Source organism: Shewanella alkalitolerans, from assembly GCF_019457575.1.
Classification (GTDB): domain Bacteria; phylum Pseudomonadota; class Gammaproteobacteria; order Enterobacterales; family Shewanellaceae; genus Shewanella; species Shewanella loihica.
On record NZ_CP080422.1, the window covers coordinates 962608 to 979610 of the forward strand.

The 17003-nt window shown below is 51.4% G+C and carries 19 protein-coding genes; 12 read left to right on the forward strand and 7 right to left on the reverse strand.

Translation table 11 applies throughout. The annotated features are described in order from the left end of the window. The first annotated feature begins 129 nt into the window (after positions 1-129). Complete coding sequence (locus tag K0J45_RS04290; protein ID WP_220044394.1) at positions 130-504, forward strand: YacL family protein; 375 nt, start codon at positions 130-132, stop codon at positions 502-504. Between the two features lie 128 nt (positions 505-632). On the opposite strand, the gene K0J45_RS04295 is transcribed toward K0J45_RS04290, so the two are convergent. Then, on the reverse strand, positions 633-1262 hold the full coding sequence (locus tag K0J45_RS04295) for a response regulator (protein ID WP_011864648.1): 630 nt from the start codon (positions 1260-1262) through the stop codon (positions 633-635). 61 nt (positions 1263-1323) lie between these two features. Continuing rightward, positions 1324-3027 carry a nitrate/nitrite two-component system sensor histidine kinase NarQ gene (narQ, locus tag K0J45_RS04300; RefSeq protein ID WP_144203927.1) on the reverse strand — a complete coding sequence of 568 codons (1704 nt, stop codon included), beginning with the start codon at positions 3025-3027 and terminating at the stop codon, positions 1324-1326. A gap of 247 nt (positions 3028-3274) precedes the next feature. On the opposite strand from narQ, the gene nrfA reads away from it, so the two are divergent. Then, positions 3275-4675 (forward strand): ammonia-forming nitrite reductase cytochrome c552 subunit, encoded by a 1401-nt coding sequence (gene nrfA, locus K0J45_RS04305; RefSeq protein ID WP_220044395.1) that lies wholly within the window; start codon positions 3275-3277, stop codon positions 4673-4675. Between the two features lie 57 nt (positions 4676-4732). On the opposite strand, the gene K0J45_RS04310 is transcribed toward nrfA, so the two are convergent. Beyond that, positions 4733-5275, reverse strand: coding sequence for a hydrolase (locus tag K0J45_RS04310; protein WP_220044396.1), 543 nt, complete (start codon positions 5273-5275; stop codon positions 4733-4735). A gap of 252 nt (positions 5276-5527) precedes the next feature. Here K0J45_RS04310 and K0J45_RS04315 point away from each other — a divergent pair, with 252 nt between their 5' ends. From K0J45_RS04315 to K0J45_RS04330, 4 genes are all read left to right on the forward strand, one after another. After that, positions 5528-5866 (forward strand): P-II family nitrogen regulator, encoded by a 339-nt coding sequence (locus K0J45_RS04315; RefSeq protein ID WP_011864652.1) that lies wholly within the window; start codon positions 5528-5530, stop codon positions 5864-5866. A 12-nt stretch (positions 5867-5878) separates the two neighbouring features. Further along, entirely contained in the window at positions 5879-7129 is a 1251-nt protein-coding gene (locus tag K0J45_RS04320; protein WP_011864653.1) for an ammonium transporter, read from the forward strand. Between the two features lie 118 nt (positions 7130-7247). Further along, positions 7248-7574: a hypothetical protein gene (locus tag K0J45_RS04325; RefSeq protein ID WP_220044397.1), complete on the forward strand. Its 327-nt coding sequence runs from the start codon at positions 7248-7250 to the stop codon at positions 7572-7574. A 92-nt stretch (positions 7575-7666) separates the two neighbouring features. Next, a complete protein-coding gene (locus K0J45_RS04330; RefSeq protein WP_220044399.1) occupies positions 7667-8836 on the forward strand; it encodes a tetratricopeptide repeat protein in 1170 nt (389 codons plus the stop codon). Between the two features lie 50 nt (positions 8837-8886). On the opposite strand, the gene K0J45_RS04335 is transcribed toward K0J45_RS04330, so the two are convergent. Further along, positions 8887-9603, reverse strand: a complete 717-nt coding sequence (locus K0J45_RS04335; protein ID WP_258406764.1) for a substrate-binding periplasmic protein — start codon at positions 9601-9603, stop codon at positions 8887-8889. 377 nt (positions 9604-9980) lie between these two features. Here K0J45_RS04335 and aroG point away from each other — a divergent pair, with 377 nt between their 5' ends. Next, entirely contained in the window at positions 9981-11033 is a 1053-nt protein-coding gene (gene aroG / locus K0J45_RS04340) for a 3-deoxy-7-phosphoheptulonate synthase AroG (protein ID WP_220044400.1), read from the forward strand. 124 nt (positions 11034-11157) lie between these two features. On the opposite strand, the gene K0J45_RS04345 is transcribed toward aroG, so the two are convergent. After that, positions 11158-11442 (reverse strand): hypothetical protein, encoded by a 285-nt coding sequence (locus K0J45_RS04345; RefSeq protein ID WP_041406420.1) that lies wholly within the window; start codon positions 11440-11442, stop codon positions 11158-11160. Between the two features lie 291 nt (positions 11443-11733). On the opposite strand from K0J45_RS04345, the gene K0J45_RS04350 reads away from it, so the two are divergent. Next, entirely contained in the window at positions 11734-13509 is a 1776-nt protein-coding gene (locus K0J45_RS04350) for an ABCB family ABC transporter ATP-binding protein/permease (protein ID WP_220044402.1), read from the forward strand. 75 nt (positions 13510-13584) lie between these two features. Then, positions 13585-13842: a hypothetical protein gene (locus K0J45_RS04355; RefSeq protein WP_144200806.1), complete on the forward strand. Its 258-nt coding sequence runs from the start codon at positions 13585-13587 to the stop codon at positions 13840-13842. Between the two features lie 30 nt (positions 13843-13872). On the opposite strand, the gene K0J45_RS19735 is transcribed toward K0J45_RS04355, so the two are convergent. Beyond that, complete coding sequence (locus K0J45_RS19735; protein WP_144200808.1) at positions 13873-14082, reverse strand: hypothetical protein; 210 nt, start codon at positions 14080-14082, stop codon at positions 13873-13875. A gap of 113 nt (positions 14083-14195) precedes the next feature. Continuing rightward, entirely contained in the window at positions 14196-14732 is a 537-nt protein-coding gene (locus tag K0J45_RS04360; protein WP_220044403.1) for a phosphoglycerate mutase family protein, read from the reverse strand. 152 nt (positions 14733-14884) lie between these two features. Here K0J45_RS04360 and K0J45_RS04365 point away from each other — a divergent pair, with 152 nt between their 5' ends. From K0J45_RS04365 to K0J45_RS04375, 3 genes are all read left to right on the forward strand, one after another. Continuing rightward, the gene (locus K0J45_RS04365; protein ID WP_220044404.1) at positions 14885-15466 is read left to right on the forward strand and encodes a DUF5610 domain-containing protein; all 582 of its coding nucleotides are present in this window, start codon (positions 14885-14887) and stop codon (positions 15464-15466) included. Between the two features lie 129 nt (positions 15467-15595). Beyond that, the gene (locus K0J45_RS04370) at positions 15596-16336 is read left to right on the forward strand and encodes a ferredoxin--NADP reductase (protein WP_220044405.1); all 741 of its coding nucleotides are present in this window, start codon (positions 15596-15598) and stop codon (positions 16334-16336) included. A gap of 10 nt (positions 16337-16346) precedes the next feature. Further along, the gene (locus tag K0J45_RS04375; protein WP_220044406.1) at positions 16347-16946 is read left to right on the forward strand and encodes a glutathione S-transferase N-terminal domain-containing protein; all 600 of its coding nucleotides are present in this window, start codon (positions 16347-16349) and stop codon (positions 16944-16946) included. Positions 16947-17003: the final 57 nt, after the last annotated feature.

Here is a 17003-nt window from a genome sequence, read left to right on the forward strand (position 1 = left end):
ACTGTGAGAACCGCATGTGTGACCAGCGAGGGGGAATTTTCGCCGCTTAGTGTAAGGGGAATCGGATAACTCTGGCATTGTCTCGGCCTTAGGTTAGAATTTGCAAGGTAACCTTGGGGAAGACAGCTTATGGAATATGAATTTCGTCGCAACACATTGACCGGCACCCTGGTGGCTCAGTTCACCATGGATCATGAGATTATGGGGCTTTGGTTTGTCGATGAGCTAGGCGAAGACAAGGCCCTCATAGAGCAGATCGCATCGACCATAGCGGCGCTGCAGCAGGGTAGGCTGACTGAGCAACGTTTTGTCGGCCAAGGGATCTCCCTCGAGCTGGATGAGGAGCAGGCCAGAGTATTTGCCAACGCCCTTGAGATGGATGACGACACCCAACTGGATGAGTCCATGTCCCTGTATGACGGTGAGTCTCAGGCCTTCTGTGGCCTTGAGGATTTTGAGGCGGCGCTTAAGAGCTGGCAAGCCTTCATCGAAGAGAGCCGATAGGCAGGGACTATGCAGGGCAAGTGTGTAGAGAAAGCGTGTAGATAATTCGCGGGAATTCTTGCAAAGAAAAAGGCAGCTCAGGCTGCCTTTTTACGTTTTAGCGCTCTTGAAGTGTTTTGCACAGAGGCTTATTGGTTTAGGTAGCGTACCGCCATCTCGGTGCGCGACTTGGCGTTGGCCTTGCGCAGCAGGTTCTTCACATGCACCTTGACCGTCCCTTCGCTGATATGTAGCTGCTCTGAGATCACCCGGTTGCTCTTGCCTTCTGCCAGTTGCTCGAGGATCTGTAGCTCTCTCGGGGTCAGGTTGTCTATCCAGGCCTGCTCGTCGGCGCCATCTTTCAGCTCATAGATGAAGTCTTCCACCGACTCAGAGATCACTCTGTGGCCCTGCATGGCATTCTTAAGCTTCTCCAGCAGCAGATCCGGCTCTGTGTCTTTGAGCAGGTAACCGTCGGCGCCGGCCCTGACCAGGCGTATAACGTCCTGCTTGGCATCGGATACCGTGAGGATCACGATACGGCTGGTGACCCCTTCCTGACGCAAGGCATTGAGGGTATCTAGCCCTGTCATCCCCTTCATGTTGAGGTCCAGTAGTACAATATCCGGTTCGTTTTCGGCAATTGCCGACAGGGCATCTAGGCCGCTGCCTGCTTCACCAAATAGGGTGAAGTCTGAGTCAGAGGTGATAAGTTGACAGATCCCGCGACGTAGCAGGGGATGATCGTCTACAACCAAAACTGAATATGGTTTGCCCATTTTATTGCCTCCACTGAGGTCTGTTTTATTTAAAAATTAGTATCTTATATCACCAGCATCCCTACTGGCGCGGCTCTTGTTCGGGCGGGAAAAGCAAGGTGACCGTGGTTCCGCCCTGTTCATTGCTGCTGAAGTCTACCACACCCGAGAGGCGACTTGCGCGTTCATGCATGATTCCTATGCCAAAATGTTGATCCCTCTCCTTGAGCTTCTCAAGGCCAACGCCGTCGTCGCTGATGCTGATCTTGACGTTATTGCCGCTGCGGGTGCAACAGATATGAATATGATCCGCCTGGGCATGCTTGATGGCGTTGAGGGTCGCCTCACGGGTGAGCTGCAGCACATGAATGTGTTGATGAGCGCCGAGCAGCTGGATCGGCAGCTTATCTTCCAGGGTGATCTTGGCGGTAGTTTGTCCCCTGAGCTGGTCAAGCATCATCTCGATCGCATGATTGAGGTTGGGATCTTTAATGGTTAGGCGGAAGGTAGATAGCAGCTCACGCAGCTGCACATAGGCGGTGTTGACCCCCTCGTTGATCTCCTTGAGCTGCTCCTCTACCTGAGGGCTGCGGCACTGGCTGTCCAGCCCCTTGGAGAGCAGGTTGACCTGGATCTTGAGAAACGAGAGTAGCTGACCCAGGGAGTCGTGCAGCTCTCGGGCGATCACGCCGCGCTCCTCCATCAGTGCCAGCTGCTGGCGCTGCTCGCCGGCGTTATAGATGACGATGGAGCGGGCCAGCATGATGGCGAAGTTCTCGAACAGAGGATGATTGATCTCACCCAGGGCAGTGACCTCAAGATAGCCCAGTTCGTTGTCGGCAAATTTCAATGGGAAACGGGTCTGGCTGCGCGAGGCGATGGGCCAGCCGCCGTCGGCATCTATGTAGAGCTTCTCTTTATCATCTTGGGCGATCACCAGGCGCAGGAAGCTGTTGGGTTCGTGGGCCCTGAGCTGATTCAGCGCCTGTTTCAGGGTGCTGATCTCCAGCTTGCCCGAGTGCAACATCACCAGGTTGTCGTAGAGGAGCTTGAGCTCGTTGTTGGCGCGGGTGAGGGCGAAGGTCTTCTCTTTGACCTGATTTTCCAGGTTGTTATAGAGGGTCGATAGCTCTCTGGCACTGGTGGCCAGGGCGTTGCTGAGCGAGCTGAGTTCGATATATTCGCTATCAGGCATGGTGACATCGAACTCCCCCTTAGAGATGGTGTTGGCCGACTCCATCAACTGATTGAGGGGAGTGACCACCTTACGCTTGGTAAAGCGTACGGCAAAGAAAGCGATCAGTAACATGAGGCCCAGGCCGGTGATCTGGCTGGCAGCCAGCAGCTTGAGCTTGAAGGCGGCGAACTCCTCTGTTTCCAACACGAAGAGATCTATGGTGTCGACGAAATCTTTGAGGGCGGAGACATAGAGGCGTGAGTTCTCCTCTTCGATATATTGCTTCATCACCTGCCACTTCTGGATAACCAACAGGTACTGGGAGGCGAGATCGTCCGGCGTCATCCAGTCGAGTGAGCGTTTCAGCGCATCCGAGTGGAGGGTGGCCTCAAACTCTCTAATTTTGTCGTCGGCTCCCTCGCTGCCGGAGTTGGCGTAAAACATCAGACGGTAACTCTGCATACGCAGCGAGCCGGAGGCGTTGATGGCTCTGGCGTCTCCCAGGCTATAAGCCAAATTAGCTATGGCGAAGGTGGCGAGTCCACTGGAAAGTAAAATTAAGGCCAGCATTAACCTTAATATGGTGGAGGTGAGGCTGCCTTTCTTCATGTATTAGAACTCATTAAATTATAGGGAAAAATCGGAAATTTGGACTATGATACTTGTTTAGCAATTGCTGATAAAATTAACAAGGTGATAAAAATGTGACCAACAACACATTCACATTATGATCTGCCTCAAGTTTTAACCCGGATACCCCATAAGGGGTATATTTTTAACGGGGTTAAGGGACTAACTTTGGCCTTGGAGATGTTGTGGTTTTTAAGACTACTATAAAAAGTAACACGGAGATGAGATGGTGAGAACATTAACTACAAAAACCTTTGCACTGAGTGCTTTGGTCGCCGCTGGCCTGATGGCTACCGGCGTGATGGCAAGTGACAAGACTGAGCCACGTAACGAAGTCTACAAAGATAAGTTTTCTAAGCAGTACAACAGCTGGCATGACACAGCCGAAAGCAAAGAAGTTGTCGATATGCTTGAAGAAGTTCCTAGCCTGGTTGTGTTGTGGGCAGGTTACGGCTTCGCAAAAGATTACAATGCACCTCGTGGTCATATGTATGCGGTAACCGACGTACGTAACACTCTGCGTACCGGTGCGCCTAAGTCTGCCGAAGATGGCCCAATGCCAATGGCATGTTGGTCATGTAAGAGCCCAGACGTGCCTCGCGTGATCGAAGAGCAGGGCGAAGATGGCTACTTCACTGGTAAGTGGTACAAAGGCGGCGCAGAAATCGTTAACACTATCGGTTGTTCTGACTGTCACGAGAAAGGCTCTTCTAAACTACGTATGTCTCGTCCATTCGCCGAGCGCGCCATGGCTACACTAGGCACTCCATTTGACAAGGCTTCTAAGAAAGACAAGCAGTCTATGGTGTGTGGTCAGTGTCACGTAGAGTACTACTTCGAGAAGACCAAAGATCGCAAAGGTTTTGTTAAGTTCCCTTGGGATATGGGTACAACAGTTGAGCAGATGGAAGTCTACTACGACAACATGGAGTTCAAAGACTGGACTCACGCCGTATCTAAGACACCTATGCTGAAAGCACAGCACCCAGGTTATGAAACTTGGCAGCTAGGCGTACACGGTAAGAACAACGTTACCTGTACTGACTGTCATATGCCTAAGGTGAAGAATGCTGAAGGCCGTAAGTTTACCGACCATAAAGTAGGTAACCCATTCGATCGCTTCGAAGAGACTTGTGCGACTTGTCATACTCAAAGCAAGGAGTTCATGGTTAACCTGACTAAAGAGCGTAAAGTTAAGGTTGCTGACCTTAAGGCACGTGCTGAGTCTCAGCTAGTTAAGGCGCACTTCGAAGCTAAAGCGGCTTGGGATGCGGGTGCAACTGAAGCTGAAATGAAGCCAATCTTAATGGATATTCGTCACGCACAATGGCGCTGGGACTATGCAACCGCCTCTCACGGTGTTGCGGCTCACGCAGCTGACGAAGCGCTACGCATCCTAGGTACTGCGGTAGATAAGGCTGGTGATGCACGCATCAAACTAGCGCAACTGCTAGCAGCTAAAGGTGTTAAGCAACCTATCGCCTTCCCAGATGTTTCTACCAAGGCCAAGGCGCAAGCTGCACTGGGTATGGACATGAACAAGTTGAATGCCGACAAGGCAGAGTTCAAGAAGACTGTTCTTCCTAAGTGGGATGCCGAAGCTAAAAAGCGCGAAGCAACTTACTAATTTCTCCCCCCCTGCATAGTAAAAGCCCCGGTTATCCGGGGCTTTTTTATATCTTCACTACTTTATCATCTTCAGCAGGGCCCTGAATCTGTCGCCACTGGCCTCTGCCTGCAGCTCAAACAGCAAAGACTCGCTGTTGGTCAGCAAGGCGCCGTGCTGGGTCATCATCTCACAGCCTAATTGCTTATTGGCCTCGGTTCGCGAAGAGACGGCATCGGTCACCAAGTGCACCTCATATTCGTTGTCCAGCAGATCCCGGCAGGTCTGATAGACGCAGATGTGAGTCTCTATGCCGGCGAGCAATACCTTGTGCCTGCCATACTGCAGCAGTGCCTGTCTGAAGGGCTCGGCGTGCCAGCCGCTAAAGTGAGCCTTAGGGATAGGCTGATAATGAGGCGTAAGCAGCTCGGCCAATGCCGGGCTGGTGGCCCCCAGCTTATCGGGTAGCTGCTCAAGCCAGACGACAGGGATATCAAACAGCTCGGCCGCCTTTATCAGTGTGGTGAGCCGGGTTTCCAGTTCCTCTGCCTGGTGCATCAGGGTCGCCAGCTTTCCCTGGACATCGACGATGACGAGTACACATTCCTGTGGTTGCAACATAGGGCGCTCCTCTATGGGTGATGACTCCATCATACCCGGATAATTTCGCCACCCAATTCGTCATAAGTCGAATAGGCGACTGCGCTATTTTTGTGCGCTCGGTGCATAGTCGCACCTAATTGGTGCATTTATATGCAGCATGAAGGACGCTGCTATTACTAAGTTTATGAATGTTAAGGTTTTGTAATATTGGCCTGATGATTGAATTGCCTTTGGCATCAGCAAGAATACTAAGATGAGTCGGAGGCGGTAATGAAATTAATCAGCGCAATAATCAAGCCATTCAAACTCGATGATGTGCGAGAAGCCATTGCAGGGTTGGGGATTGAGGGGATGACGGTGACCGAGGTGAAGGGGTTCGGACGTCAGAAAGGCCATACAGAGCTCTATCGTGGCGCCGAATACCAGGTGGATTTTCTGCCTAAGGTCAAACTGGATATCGCCACTAAGGCTGAAAACGTCGATCACCTTATCGAGTCCATCGTCGCGGCGGCGCATACGGGCAAGATAGGCGACGGCAAGATTTTCGTGACGGATCTCGATCAGGTGATCCGTATCCGTACCGGCGAACTCGATAACGAAGCACTTTAAGGGGGAATTCCAATGGAAGAGTTAGTAACACTAGGTGCGACAGTATCTGAGTTGAAGTTTGCTCTCGACACCTTTTATTTCTTGATCTCTGGCGCGCTGGTGATGTGGATGGCGGCCGGGTTTGCCATGTTGGAAGCGGGTCTGGTGCGCTCTAAGAACACCACAGAGATCTTAACCAAGAACGTCTGTCTCTATTCTATCGCCTGTATCATGTATCTGGTGGTGGGTTACAACATCATGTACGTGGATAACGCCGAGGGTGGCTGGTTACCATCGTTCGCCAGCCTCATTGGTGCTCAGGCAAGCGATGCCGACCACGCGCTGGAATCGGATTTCTTCTTCCAGGTGGTGTTTGTGGCGACCGCTATGTCTATCGTCTCGGGCGCCGTTGCCGAGCGTATGAAGCTGTGGGCCTTCCTTATCTTCTCTGTGGTAATGACTGGGGTTATCTATCCAGTTGAAGGTTACTGGACCTGGGGCGGCGGTTTCCTCTCTGAGGCTGGGTTTGTCGACTTCGCCGGTAGTGGCATAGTACACATGGCGGGCGCGGCTGCGGCTATCTCGGGTGTCTTGTTACTCGGCGCTCGTAAGGGCAAGTATGGCCCTAACGGTCAGGTGAATCCTATCCCTGGTTCTAACCTGCCGATGGCAACCTTAGGTATGTTCATCCTGTGGATGGGTTGGTTCGGCTTTAACGGTGGCTCTCAGCTGCTGGTGTCTGATGCCGAGAACGCGTCGGCGGTGGCGAAGATCTTCGTTAACACTAACTCTGCAGCCGCCTTCGGCGCTGTCTCTGCCCTAGTGGTGTGCAAGATGGTATGGGGTAAGGCGGACTTGACCATGATCTTAAACGGCGCCTTGGCGGGCCTGGTGGCGATCACCGCAGATCCTTTGTCGCCATCGCTGCCTCTTGCCGGAGTTATCGGCATGGTGGCCGGCGGTCTGGTGGTTTTCTCCATCGTGATGTTCGACAGAGTTAAGATTGACGATCCTGTCGGTGCAATTTCGGTGCATGGGGTTGCCGGCCTGTTCGGTGTGATGCTGGTGCCGTTGTCAAATGCGGATGCGACAGTTTTGGGTCAGCTCTATGGCGCTTCGGTCATTTTCGCTTGGGTATTCGGGGTTTCTTTCGCGGCCTGGTATATCCTCAAGATCACCATGGGGATCCGTGTCTCAGAAGAGGAAGAGTACAACGGTATGGATGCATCGGATTGCGGCATCGATGCTTACCCAGAGTTTGTCTCACTCAAGAGCGCCAGTTAACGGCTAGTCAAAACAGATTGCCAACACTGATAGTAGAATTAACAGGGTCCGTACCTCATGGTGCGGACCCTGTCTTTTGTATTATGCTATCGAAAAGTATGGTGTGAGGAGCGCTAACATGAAGCAGTCTCTCTGGGTGTTGTTTTCGTTGCTGGTCTCAATTCAGTTGCAGGCGGGCCAGGTGGTGGTGCGTAAGTCGAGCGAACCCTTCGACGCCTTCGCCGTGCGCGACAAGGTGCAGCAGGACTTTGAGTGGCGGGAATCCCTGCGTTTGCAGCAGCAGATTCAGATATTACAGAGTCTGCCCTTGGGCTGCGTGCTGTTTAAGTTGCCCTATGCCTACTATCGTTGCGGCGCGAGTTTCTATCGCCCCTATCTGTATCAAACCGAGGGCGCAAATCCTCAACAGCTCTATATTCAGGTCGATCCGCCAGTATCTCAGTGATTGTTAATATTTTGTAACGCTTTGCGTGGGGCAAAATGAAAAAGCCTACTTTATGATAGATCTTACGGTGCCCTCATCAGCGTAGGTTTAATATGAAAAGGCTAATTGAGTATAAGCGCGCTATCTTGTTGTTATTCTTTATAGTGAGCGGTTGTGCCAGCGGCCCGGGTAAGGAAACCCTCGCTAATATCGATCAGTACTTTGCCGACGATGAATTCGCGGCGGTTGCGGTTCAGGTCACGCCGGATAAGTTGTTTAACTTACCTCCCAAAGAGATCAATCATTTACGGCAAGACTTCGAACGTAATCGTATGGCACGGGATTTTACACCTTCTCATAAATGGTTAGCCGATTATATCAATGCCGATGAGGGCGGCTTCAAGTATCGCGATAATCTGACCAAACCCCCTATGGATACCTTTAATGCGCGCGCCGGTAACTGCCTCTCGCTGGTGCTGCTCAGTGCCTCGCTTGCCGATACCTTAGGGGTCGATGTCGAGTTTCAAGAGGTCGAAGTGCCGCCGGTGTGGGACAAGGCTGGTGACTTCTATCTGGTGAATGGTCATATCAATCTGAGACTGATACCTAAAGAGAAAACCGATACCTATTTCGTTGAGAAAAATGCGATTCAGATAGATTTTCTGCCAGAGCGCGTCATGCGTGGCTATGCCAAACGGCGTATAGGCAGAACCACAGTCATGGCGATGTTCTATAACAATGTCGCGGCAGAGTCTCTGGTGGAGGGACGTTACGACCAGGCCTATGCCTACCTGAAACAGAGCCTGATGTTAAAGGCCGATTTTATTCCCGCCTTGAATACCCTGGGTATCCTCTATCGCTACAAGGGGCTGGACGATAAGGCTGAGACTCTCTATAAGCTGGCGCTATCCCAAGACAGCGAGGATATGATAGCCCTGTTTAATTACAGTGTATTGCTCGCCAGTCAAGACAGGCTAGAGGAGTGGGCCGAGGTGCATAAGACCCTTGAGCTGGTCAGGATCCGCAATCCCTATTACTACTATGACATGGCGCAGCAAGCCTACTCAGAGCATGAATATCAGACGGCGCTCACCTGGTACAAACGTGCGGTAGAGAAGGCCGATTATCGCCATGAGTTCTACTTTGGACTCTCCAGGGCCTATTGGGCCACGGGCGATGAGCGCAGGGCTAAGCTGAACATGCAAAAGGCACTGTCGCTGTCGGTGGATGAATATAATCAGCGACGTTATCAGGCCAAGCTGCAGGCGATGCAATCTCATTAGCTTAATAGAGGCTCGCCTGACGGGCCTATTAGCTGAAATCTGGAAAGTCTCTATCTATTTTGTTTGTCCGAGTGGGCTTCCTGTTTATCTTCTAACCTCTCTTCATCTTCCAATTGTGCTATACCCAGATCTATCTTTTGTGCTATGGACTGACTGTGGCAGGCTATCTTGCGCGGCGCCGCTGCAAATAGGGAGTGGCGAGAGGTTGGCTGTAGTGTGTCGACTCTAAACTTGAGTTGCTCGCGGTAGTAGTCAAAGATACGCCCCTCTAGGATGATGGCATCGACCCGCCCGGAAAACAGCATCATCACCTGACTCTTCTGACTATTGGATTCGCCATATTGTGGGTTACTGAGCGCCATCTGATAGAAGTCTCTACCTAAGTATTGGGTCGCGTTCTGAAACCCCATGACAGAGATCCCGGCCAGATCGGCAACCGAGTCGATCACAAGTTTATTGCTGGCCAGGGTGAACACGCTGTTTTGGTAGCTGATTAGGCTGCGGGTGTAGTAGAGACCCGCCAAGTTTTCCGGTGCATTGATGAGGCAGTCGACATTGCCACTGGCGACCTGACGAAAGGCTCGCTTATTGGGCGACAGATAGATATGGCCGATCGATAGGGACTGCTTGGCTAACGCGGAGGCGAGACGCTCATATTGAATTCCACTTTGACCGTTGGCAAAGAAGTAAGGGGGTATGGTGTTGCTGACCGCAAAGGAGATCTCAGTATTAGCATTTTGTGCCAGGAGTGGGTTAGAAACTAGCATAAAACCAGATGCCAGCAGCAATCTTCTCATCGGGGGGATGGTTACCTCAACAGGGGCTGTAGCGCCATCGGCGCCGTTTCGAGAGCCTCAATATGACTCTCTTATGACCATTAATAATCTACTATAGATAGGCTTTTGGTCGATTTCCAGATAAATGTTAACACTTTGTTTTGTTACTTCTGTTTTTTCTAGCAGGCTTAGCTGAGGAAGTTTTAAATAAAAATAATAATTTAATCTTATATAACAGATGGTTATTTTTATCTTCTTTATTTTATTAATGTTTGGTTGCAATAGCGGTGGATACTGGATAAATTGAAATCAGTAGTGCAATAGAGAGACCCTTATTTAATCCAGAGCCGGAGTGGAAAATAAATATCATGTATTATCAAACTGATGACGTTCGCATTAATAAAATTAAAGAGTTGTTACCCCCTGTCGCTATCCTCGAGCGATTTCCGGCAAGCGAAAATGCATCGGCAACAGTGTTTAACGCGCGGCAGAATATTCACAATATCCTGAAAAAAGAAGATGATCGTCTGTTGGTGATCATCGGGCCTTGTTCTATCCACGACCCTAAGGCGGCGCTGGAATATGGTGAGAGACTCGCCAAATTGCGCGAGCAATATAAGGATCAACTCGAGGTCGTGATGCGCGTCTATTTCGAGAAACCGCGCACCACAGTGGGCTGGAAGGGCCTAATCAACGACCCTTACATGGACAATAGCTTCAAGCTGAATGATGGCCTGCGCACAGCTCGAAAACTGCTATTAGATCTCAATGAGTTAGGCGTACCGACCGCGGGTGAATTTTTAGATATGATCACGCCTCAATATGTGGCGGATCTCATGTGTTGGGGCGCTATCGGTGCTCGCACCACAGAATCACAGGTACACAGAGAGCTGGCATCTGGTCTCTCTTGCCCCGTCGGTTTTAAGAATGGTACCGATGGCACCATCAAGGTGGCTATCGATGCTATTGGCGCCGCCAGTGCGCCGCATCATTTCCTGTCGGTGACCAAGTATGGTCATTCGGCGATCGTCTCCACCAATGGCAATCCTGATTGTCACATCATTCTGCGTGGCGGCAAGGAGCCTAACTATAGCGCCGAGCATGTGCAGGCGATCAGCGAGCAGTTGGCTAAGGCCAAGCTGCCGCAAAATATTATGGTGGATTTTAGCCATGCTAACAGCAGCAAACAGTTTAAGCGCCAGATGCTGGTGGGCGAAGATGTGGCCAGCCAGGTGAGCGCCGGTGAGCGGGCGATTTTCGGTGTGATGGTTGAGAGTCACCTGGTTGAGGGACGTCAGGACTATATCGAAGGGCAGCCGTTGTGTTACGGCCAGAGCATCACAGATGCCTGTATCGGTTGGGAAGATACCGAAACCTTGCTGGCAAATTTGAATCAGTGTGTGCTCGAGCGCCGCAGCTAACGCTATGCCAGCTTTGCCCAAGGTTTTGTTAGTTGCAGAGTTAGTGACAGTCGCTTGATGCTATGTAGACCTGAAATGAAAAAGGAAGCCAATTGGCTTCCTTTTTTGCGTTCTGCTGGCCTGTTTATTTGGCTTGTTGTTTCACCAGATATTCGTTGGCTTTAGCAAGACTGCCAAAAGACGATATTAAATTGTTTTGACCCTTTTGTTGGATTTCTGGGCTGTTCGATTCTGTCATCATCCATACCCAAGTTTGTACCAATGGCAATGGAGGGTATTGCACGTCAGATGATTGTGGCATATCGGCTTCCTTTAAAAATTTGGGGTTATTCCCGCTCTGCTTTTTACTCAGCTTGAACTGCCTTAAGCTGATCTTGAGATTATCAAAATCTCCGGCAAGAGATAACAATAATTACCCCGTTGAAACACTAAACTGATAATTATTCTCTCAAGAATAATGCTTTTTTCTGGTTTTGACATCATTTAATCAGTCAAAAGTTGTACCTGTTTGTACTGGGGACTGCGCCAAAAGTCTGATATTGACCTCCTTATCTAAGGCAAAATGCTAACCCCTTGGCAAAGGCGGATAATTGAGCTAGTGGCGGATGAGCCTACTGAGGTAAGATGGTGTATGTTATGGCTTTTATCTTAATCTCACCTAAATGCCATCGTCCTTATCTTGATGCTAGCTGGAGTTGCCATGCGTCCCACGCTCTATTTTGATGGTCCTATCGATAAACTGAACTGGCATGTCCTGAAATTGCTTTGGCCCTATTTGTTGGAGTTTAAGGGGCGGGTGATCTTGGCGCTTGCTTGTCTGGTGGTGGCCAAAATGGCGAGCGTCGGCCTGCCATTCGTACTCAAACAGCTGGTGGATACCCTGAGTGAGGCATCTCGCGAGCAGATGATCGCCGTACCCATCGCCTTGGTGCTCGCATACGGTAGCCTGCGCCTGCTCAATACGGTGATCTCAGAGGTGAGAGACACACTATTTGGCCGGGTCACAGAGCGGGCGATAAGGCGCCTTGGCTTGTCTGTGTTTGACCATCTGCACCGGCTGGATCTGGCGTTTCATCTTGAGCGGCGTACCGGGGGACTGTCGCGGGATATCGAGCGCGGTACCAGCGGGGTCAGCTTCTTGATGCGCTTCATGGTATTCAACATAGTACCGACCCTACTTGAGATAGCCCTGGTCGTGGGCATCTTGCTGTATAACTATGGCTGGGCATTTGCGTTAATTACCCTGAGCGCGGTCGTCGCCTATATTCTCTTCTCCATCTTCGCCACCGAATGGCGTACCGGCTTCGTGCGGGAGGCGGCGATGGCCGATTCTCAGTCCAATACCCGCGCCATAGATAGCCTGCTTAACTATGAGACGGTGAAGTACTTTAACAACGAGGCCTATGAGTCTGAGCAATATGATCATGCTCTCGAGCGCTGGGAAGTGGCCAAGCGTAAGAATCGACTCTCATTGTTTGCGCTCAACGCCGGTCAGGCGCTGATCATCTCGCTGGCGATGACCCTGATGTTGGCGTTGGCGGCGACTCAGGTGAGCCAGGGTGCCATGACCATAGGTGACTTTGTGCTGATCAACGCCTTCATGATGCAGCTGTTTATGCCGCTGAATTTTTTAGGCTTCGTCTACCGCGAGATCCGCGGCGCCCTGGCCAACATAGAGCGCATGTTTAGCCTGTTAGACAGGCAGCCCAAGATTGAGGATGCCCCCGATGCGACATCGCCCCTTATCACCCAAGGGAGCCTTAAATTTGAGGGGGTGAGTTTTCGTTACGGTGACAGGCCTATCTTGTCCGATGTGAGTTTCGAGATCCCCGCCGGTCACAAGGTGGCGATAGTGGGGGATAGCGGCGCGGGAAAATCTACCATAGTGAAGCTGTTGTTTCGCTTCTATGAGACGCAGCAGGGGACTATCACCATAGATGGCCATGATACCAAGGCGCTGACTCAACACGCGCTGCGCAGCGCCATCGCCATCGTGCCCCAAGATACCGTGTTGTTTAACGACTCCCTGCTGGAGAATATTCGTTATGGTCTGCCGGGGGCGAGTGATGAGCAGGTGAAGGCGGCGATAGAGCTGGCGCATCTGTCAAACTTCGTCTCGCAACTCAGCGAAGGCTGGCACACTAAGGTGGGTGAGCGCGGGTTAAAACTCTCCGGCGGCGAGAAGCAGAGGGTAGCGATCGCCAGGGCGATCCTCAAGGGCTCGCCCCTGTTGGTGTTCGATGAGGCGACCTCTTCTCTGGATAGCCATTCAGAGCAGGCGATCCTCAATGCGCTCAAGGAGATGGCCAAGGGGCATACGAGTCTGGTCATCGCCCACAGGCTGTCGACGGTCGTGGATGCCGACCAGATCTTGGTGCTGAGTCAGGGCAAGATAGTCGAGCGTGGCGATCATCAGAGCCTGTTGGCGGCCGATGGCCTGTATAAGAAATTGTGGACCGTACAAAATCAGCATTAATTGTGTGGGATTAAGTATTCGTTCAGGTTTGATTTGCATAATATTTGTTAATAACAAACCTACGGAGGCGGTCCCATGAAAAACATCCCTATACATGCAAGTATCGAAGGCCAGGCGCGGATCGTAGATACCGATTGGCTAGCCATCATGGCGACCTTAAGAGAGCGAGGATTGGGACAGGAGGAGTTGGTGGTCGTCTATGCCCAGCTGAGCTCCTACCTGAGGGTCACGACACGGGGCTTGACCCTTGCCATGATCCCGCCCTCGACCGTAATCGAAGGCCTTACGCGTGAAGTAAAGCATTACGCGAATGACTATGCGGGGATGATGTAGGGTTTGCCGCCAGACTGGCTGGCAGAAGGACTAGGCAGTTTTTGAGGTGTTGATCGGCTTCCAACCGTCACAGAGGAGGCTGAGCTTGGTATTTTGCGGCTCATAGGGGGTCAGTCTAATGATCTCTCCACCCTTGAAGCAGATTGTCTCGCCTTCGATAACCGTTAATCGGTTGCAGTTTTGACAGCTAACCGACAAAGGTTTACTTTTATTTCCCGCTCCAAAAAACGAATTACTCACCAGTGATTCTCCGTGGCTGCGCTTAATGTCAGCGCGTGCTGCTATTCCATATATCGCTAATGTAATCAAGTTTAGATCATAAAGCTAGCGCTATCTAGACTAATGTCTAATCCTTATTGGGTATTGCCTGAAGTTGCACCATATTGGGTTTTTATCAGGCTACTTGCGCCATCTTGGGGCAGGGAAAGGATAAACAAATTGTCATATTCATCCTCTCTCAATTGAGGTATTTCGGGTCCTCGAAGTGCCTTGATGATTAGTGGCACAGTATTGGAGTGGCCGGCAATGATCACATTGCCCTGCTGCGCCATCACCTTGTCGGCAATGGTTGCAATATGTTTGTCCAAATCCTTGCCTGCGTCGATGACAACTAAAGGAATTCCTCTGGCGATAATAAGCGGCGTTAAGGTTTCCTGGGTGCGCTTAAATTGTGTGGATATGGCTAGGCTGAGTGGGGTATCGCCCAAGCTTTCAACCAATGCCTGTGCTCGCAACTTGCCCGCGTCATTCAAGCTAGGGTCGCGTCCCTGGTCGGCTTTTTCGGCATGACGCACCAGAATTACCGTCTTGCTGGCGATCGCTGGATTGGCCTGCGCCATCGGCAGGTATGCTACCAGGGCGAGAAGTCCAAAGCTGATGAGTCGTAACATGGGAACCCTTATTTAATTAACGAATTGGTTAGCATATCGCACTTTGGGTGAATTGCCGATGACAGATTAATTGGGCATTTGCGCTAAAGTTGCTTGCAAAATGGACGATAATAATAGCTGAGGGTTAATTTAATTTGGTGAGCGAGGCGATTATGGAGATTCAAAATCACGGCGGAGCCGTATCTGCGGCGGCGCACAACAAGACAGATTCGACGACTAACCATGGTCAGCAAGTCTCCGAAGTGGCCAAGAACAAGACGGCCTTGGCGGCCAGTAAGCACTTGATGAATAAAATGATCCTGGAAGCGCAGCAAGAGGTGAACTTGAGCACGGGCAATGAGCCCATGCAGCTGCTGTATAAGGCGGCTATAGAGGCGATTAATGAAGAGCTGGCACCGACCATGGGCGAGCACGCCATCGAGAGGGCGGCGGCTCAAGGGGTGGATAACTCTCCTGAGGCGACGGCCGAGCGTATCGTCAGCTTTGCGACTCAATTCTTCGCCATTCATCAAGGGCAAAACAGCAGCATGTCCTTCGGTGAGCAACTTAGCTCCTTCATGGACATTATCGGCGGTGCCATTGACCAAGGTTTCGATGAGGCCAAAGATATCCTCTCCGGACTCAAGGTGCTTGAAGGCGATATTGTGGCTGGGGTCGACAAGACCTATGGCTTAGTACAGGAAGGGCTGCAGGCATTCAGAGACAGTTTCAATCAAGAAACAGAGCAAGAATAAGGCCTTCTGACTTCCATTTGATTTCGGTAAACCCCTTAAGATAAGGGGTTTTTTGTTGTCTTGACTCGGATAGAAAATCTATGAATCATGGGAGTATCAGTATCGATTGATGCCAGCAGAGGTGGGGATATGTGGGGAGAGGCAAAGGTTGTAGAGCGGATTGACTGGAGCGATCAGTTATTTACCCTGAAGCTGTCGGCCGATATCGGCGATTTCATTGCCGGACAATTCATTAAGTTGTCGCTGCATATCGACGATAAACGTGTCGCCAGGGCCTATTCACTGGTCAATGCGCCCGATGCGCCGCTGCTGGAGGTGCTGGCGGTCAGTGTCGACGATGGCCTGCTGTCGCCTAAGTTGCAGGCCTTAGCCCCGGGAGACAATGTCGATATCTCCACCAAGGCGGCGGGTTTCATGACGCTGGATGAGATCCCAGCCCAGGGCAAGCATATGTGGTTTTTTGCCACAGGAACCGCCGTGGGCCCCTTTATCTCTATGATGAGAACCACCGAACCCTGGCAGCGTTTTGAGCGGGTGATCTTAGTCTACGGCGTGCGCTATCAAGAGGATCTCGCCTATTATGAAGAGCTTAAGGCGTTCGAGGCCAAATACCCCGGAAAGTTTACCTTAGTCACCTCAGTGACTCGGGAGCCGGTGGAAGGCGCGCTCAGTTGCCGCATCACCCAAGGTATCGAGTGCGGTGTGATCGAGCAGCAGGTCGGCCTCAAGCTGAGCGCGCAAGATTCACAGGTGATGATCTGTGGCCATCCAGAGATGATCAAAGAGCTCAATACCCTGTTGCTGTCCCGCGGGCTGGCTAAGAACCTTCGCCGGGCGCCAGGGCAGGTCACCGTCGAGAAATATTGGTAGAGGAAGTGAGATGCAATTACTCTTTTCGCCGGCGTCACCCTACGCCAGAACCGTGCGGGTCGTTATCGCGCAGTTTGCCATCAGGGGCATCGAGCCGGTCGCCGTCAATCCACTTGAGAATACCGAGCTATTGCTGGATGCCAATCCGCTGGCCAAGATCCCTTGTCTGCTGTTAAACGATGGTGGCACCTTGTATGACAGCGAGGTGATCCTGCGCTACCTAGATCATGAGTATTGTGGTGGCGAGCTGTTTGGACTGCCCGGTGATTCCTGGTATGGCGAGACCCAGTATTCCCTGATTAAGGGCTTGCTCGATAGCGCGGTGGCCTTAAGGCAGGAGCAGATGCGTGACGATGAGGGTTTGCGTAGCCCATTTTGGACGGCCCGGTTTGAACAGGCCTTACTTAGGGGCTTGGCGCAGATAGAGTTGATGGCCATTTCTGGCCACAGCAAGGTGTCCTTGCAGCAGATCTGTCTCGCCTGTTTGTTAGAGTATGTAGATTTTCGTCATCCGGATCTGGATTGGCGTAAGGTCGCCCCGGCGACGGCTAGATGGCTACAGACCTTCTCCAAGAGCGCAGCAATGTTAACCACGCGTCCCCACGCCTAGGCTGTATCACTACAGAGTTTGCACTCAAGGATTTGGGTGTAGTAAGAAGCTGTTGGC

Coding starts and splice junctions, on each gene's coding strand:
- K0J45_RS04310 (WP_220044396.1), bottom strand. CDS start 5,275: ATGTTGCAACCACAGGAATGTGTACTCGTCATCGTCGATGTCCAGGGA.
- K0J45_RS04355 (WP_144200806.1), top strand. CDS start 13,585: ATGAAAAACATCCCTATACATGCAAGTATCGAAGGCCAGGCGCGGATC.
- K0J45_RS04360 (WP_220044403.1), bottom strand. CDS start 14,732: ATGTTACGACTCATCAGCTTTGGACTTCTCGCCCTGGTAGCATACCTG.
- K0J45_RS04365 (WP_220044404.1), top strand. CDS start 14,885: ATGGAGATTCAAAATCACGGCGGAGCCGTATCTGCGGCGGCGCACAAC.
- narQ (WP_144203927.1), bottom strand. CDS start 3,027: ATGAAGAAAGGCAGCCTCACCTCCACCATATTAAGGTTAATGCTGGCC.
- K0J45_RS04375 (WP_220044406.1), top strand. CDS start 16,347: ATGCAATTACTCTTTTCGCCGGCGTCACCCTACGCCAGAACCGTGCGG.
- aroG (WP_220044400.1), top strand. CDS start 9,981: ATGTATTATCAAACTGATGACGTTCGCATTAATAAAATTAAAGAGTTG.
- K0J45_RS04290 (WP_220044394.1), top strand. CDS start 130: ATGGAATATGAATTTCGTCGCAACACATTGACCGGCACCCTGGTGGCT.
- K0J45_RS04350 (WP_220044402.1), top strand. CDS start 11,734: ATGCGTCCCACGCTCTATTTTGATGGTCCTATCGATAAACTGAACTGG.
- K0J45_RS04325 (WP_220044397.1), top strand. CDS start 7,248: ATGAAGCAGTCTCTCTGGGTGTTGTTTTCGTTGCTGGTCTCAATTCAG.
- K0J45_RS04335 (WP_258406764.1), bottom strand. CDS start 9,603: ATGCTAGTTTCTAACCCACTCCTGGCACAAAATGCTAATACTGAGATC.
- K0J45_RS04315 (WP_011864652.1), top strand. CDS start 5,528: ATGAAATTAATCAGCGCAATAATCAAGCCATTCAAACTCGATGATGTG.
- nrfA (WP_220044395.1), top strand. CDS start 3,275: ATGGTGAGAACATTAACTACAAAAACCTTTGCACTGAGTGCTTTGGTC.
- K0J45_RS04330 (WP_220044399.1), top strand. CDS start 7,667: ATGAAAAGGCTAATTGAGTATAAGCGCGCTATCTTGTTGTTATTCTTT.
- K0J45_RS04295 (WP_011864648.1), bottom strand. CDS start 1,262: ATGGGCAAACCATATTCAGTTTTGGTTGTAGACGATCATCCCCTGCTA.
- K0J45_RS04320 (WP_011864653.1), top strand. CDS start 5,879: ATGGAAGAGTTAGTAACACTAGGTGCGACAGTATCTGAGTTGAAGTTT.
- K0J45_RS04370 (WP_220044405.1), top strand. CDS start 15,596: ATGTGGGGAGAGGCAAAGGTTGTAGAGCGGATTGACTGGAGCGATCAG.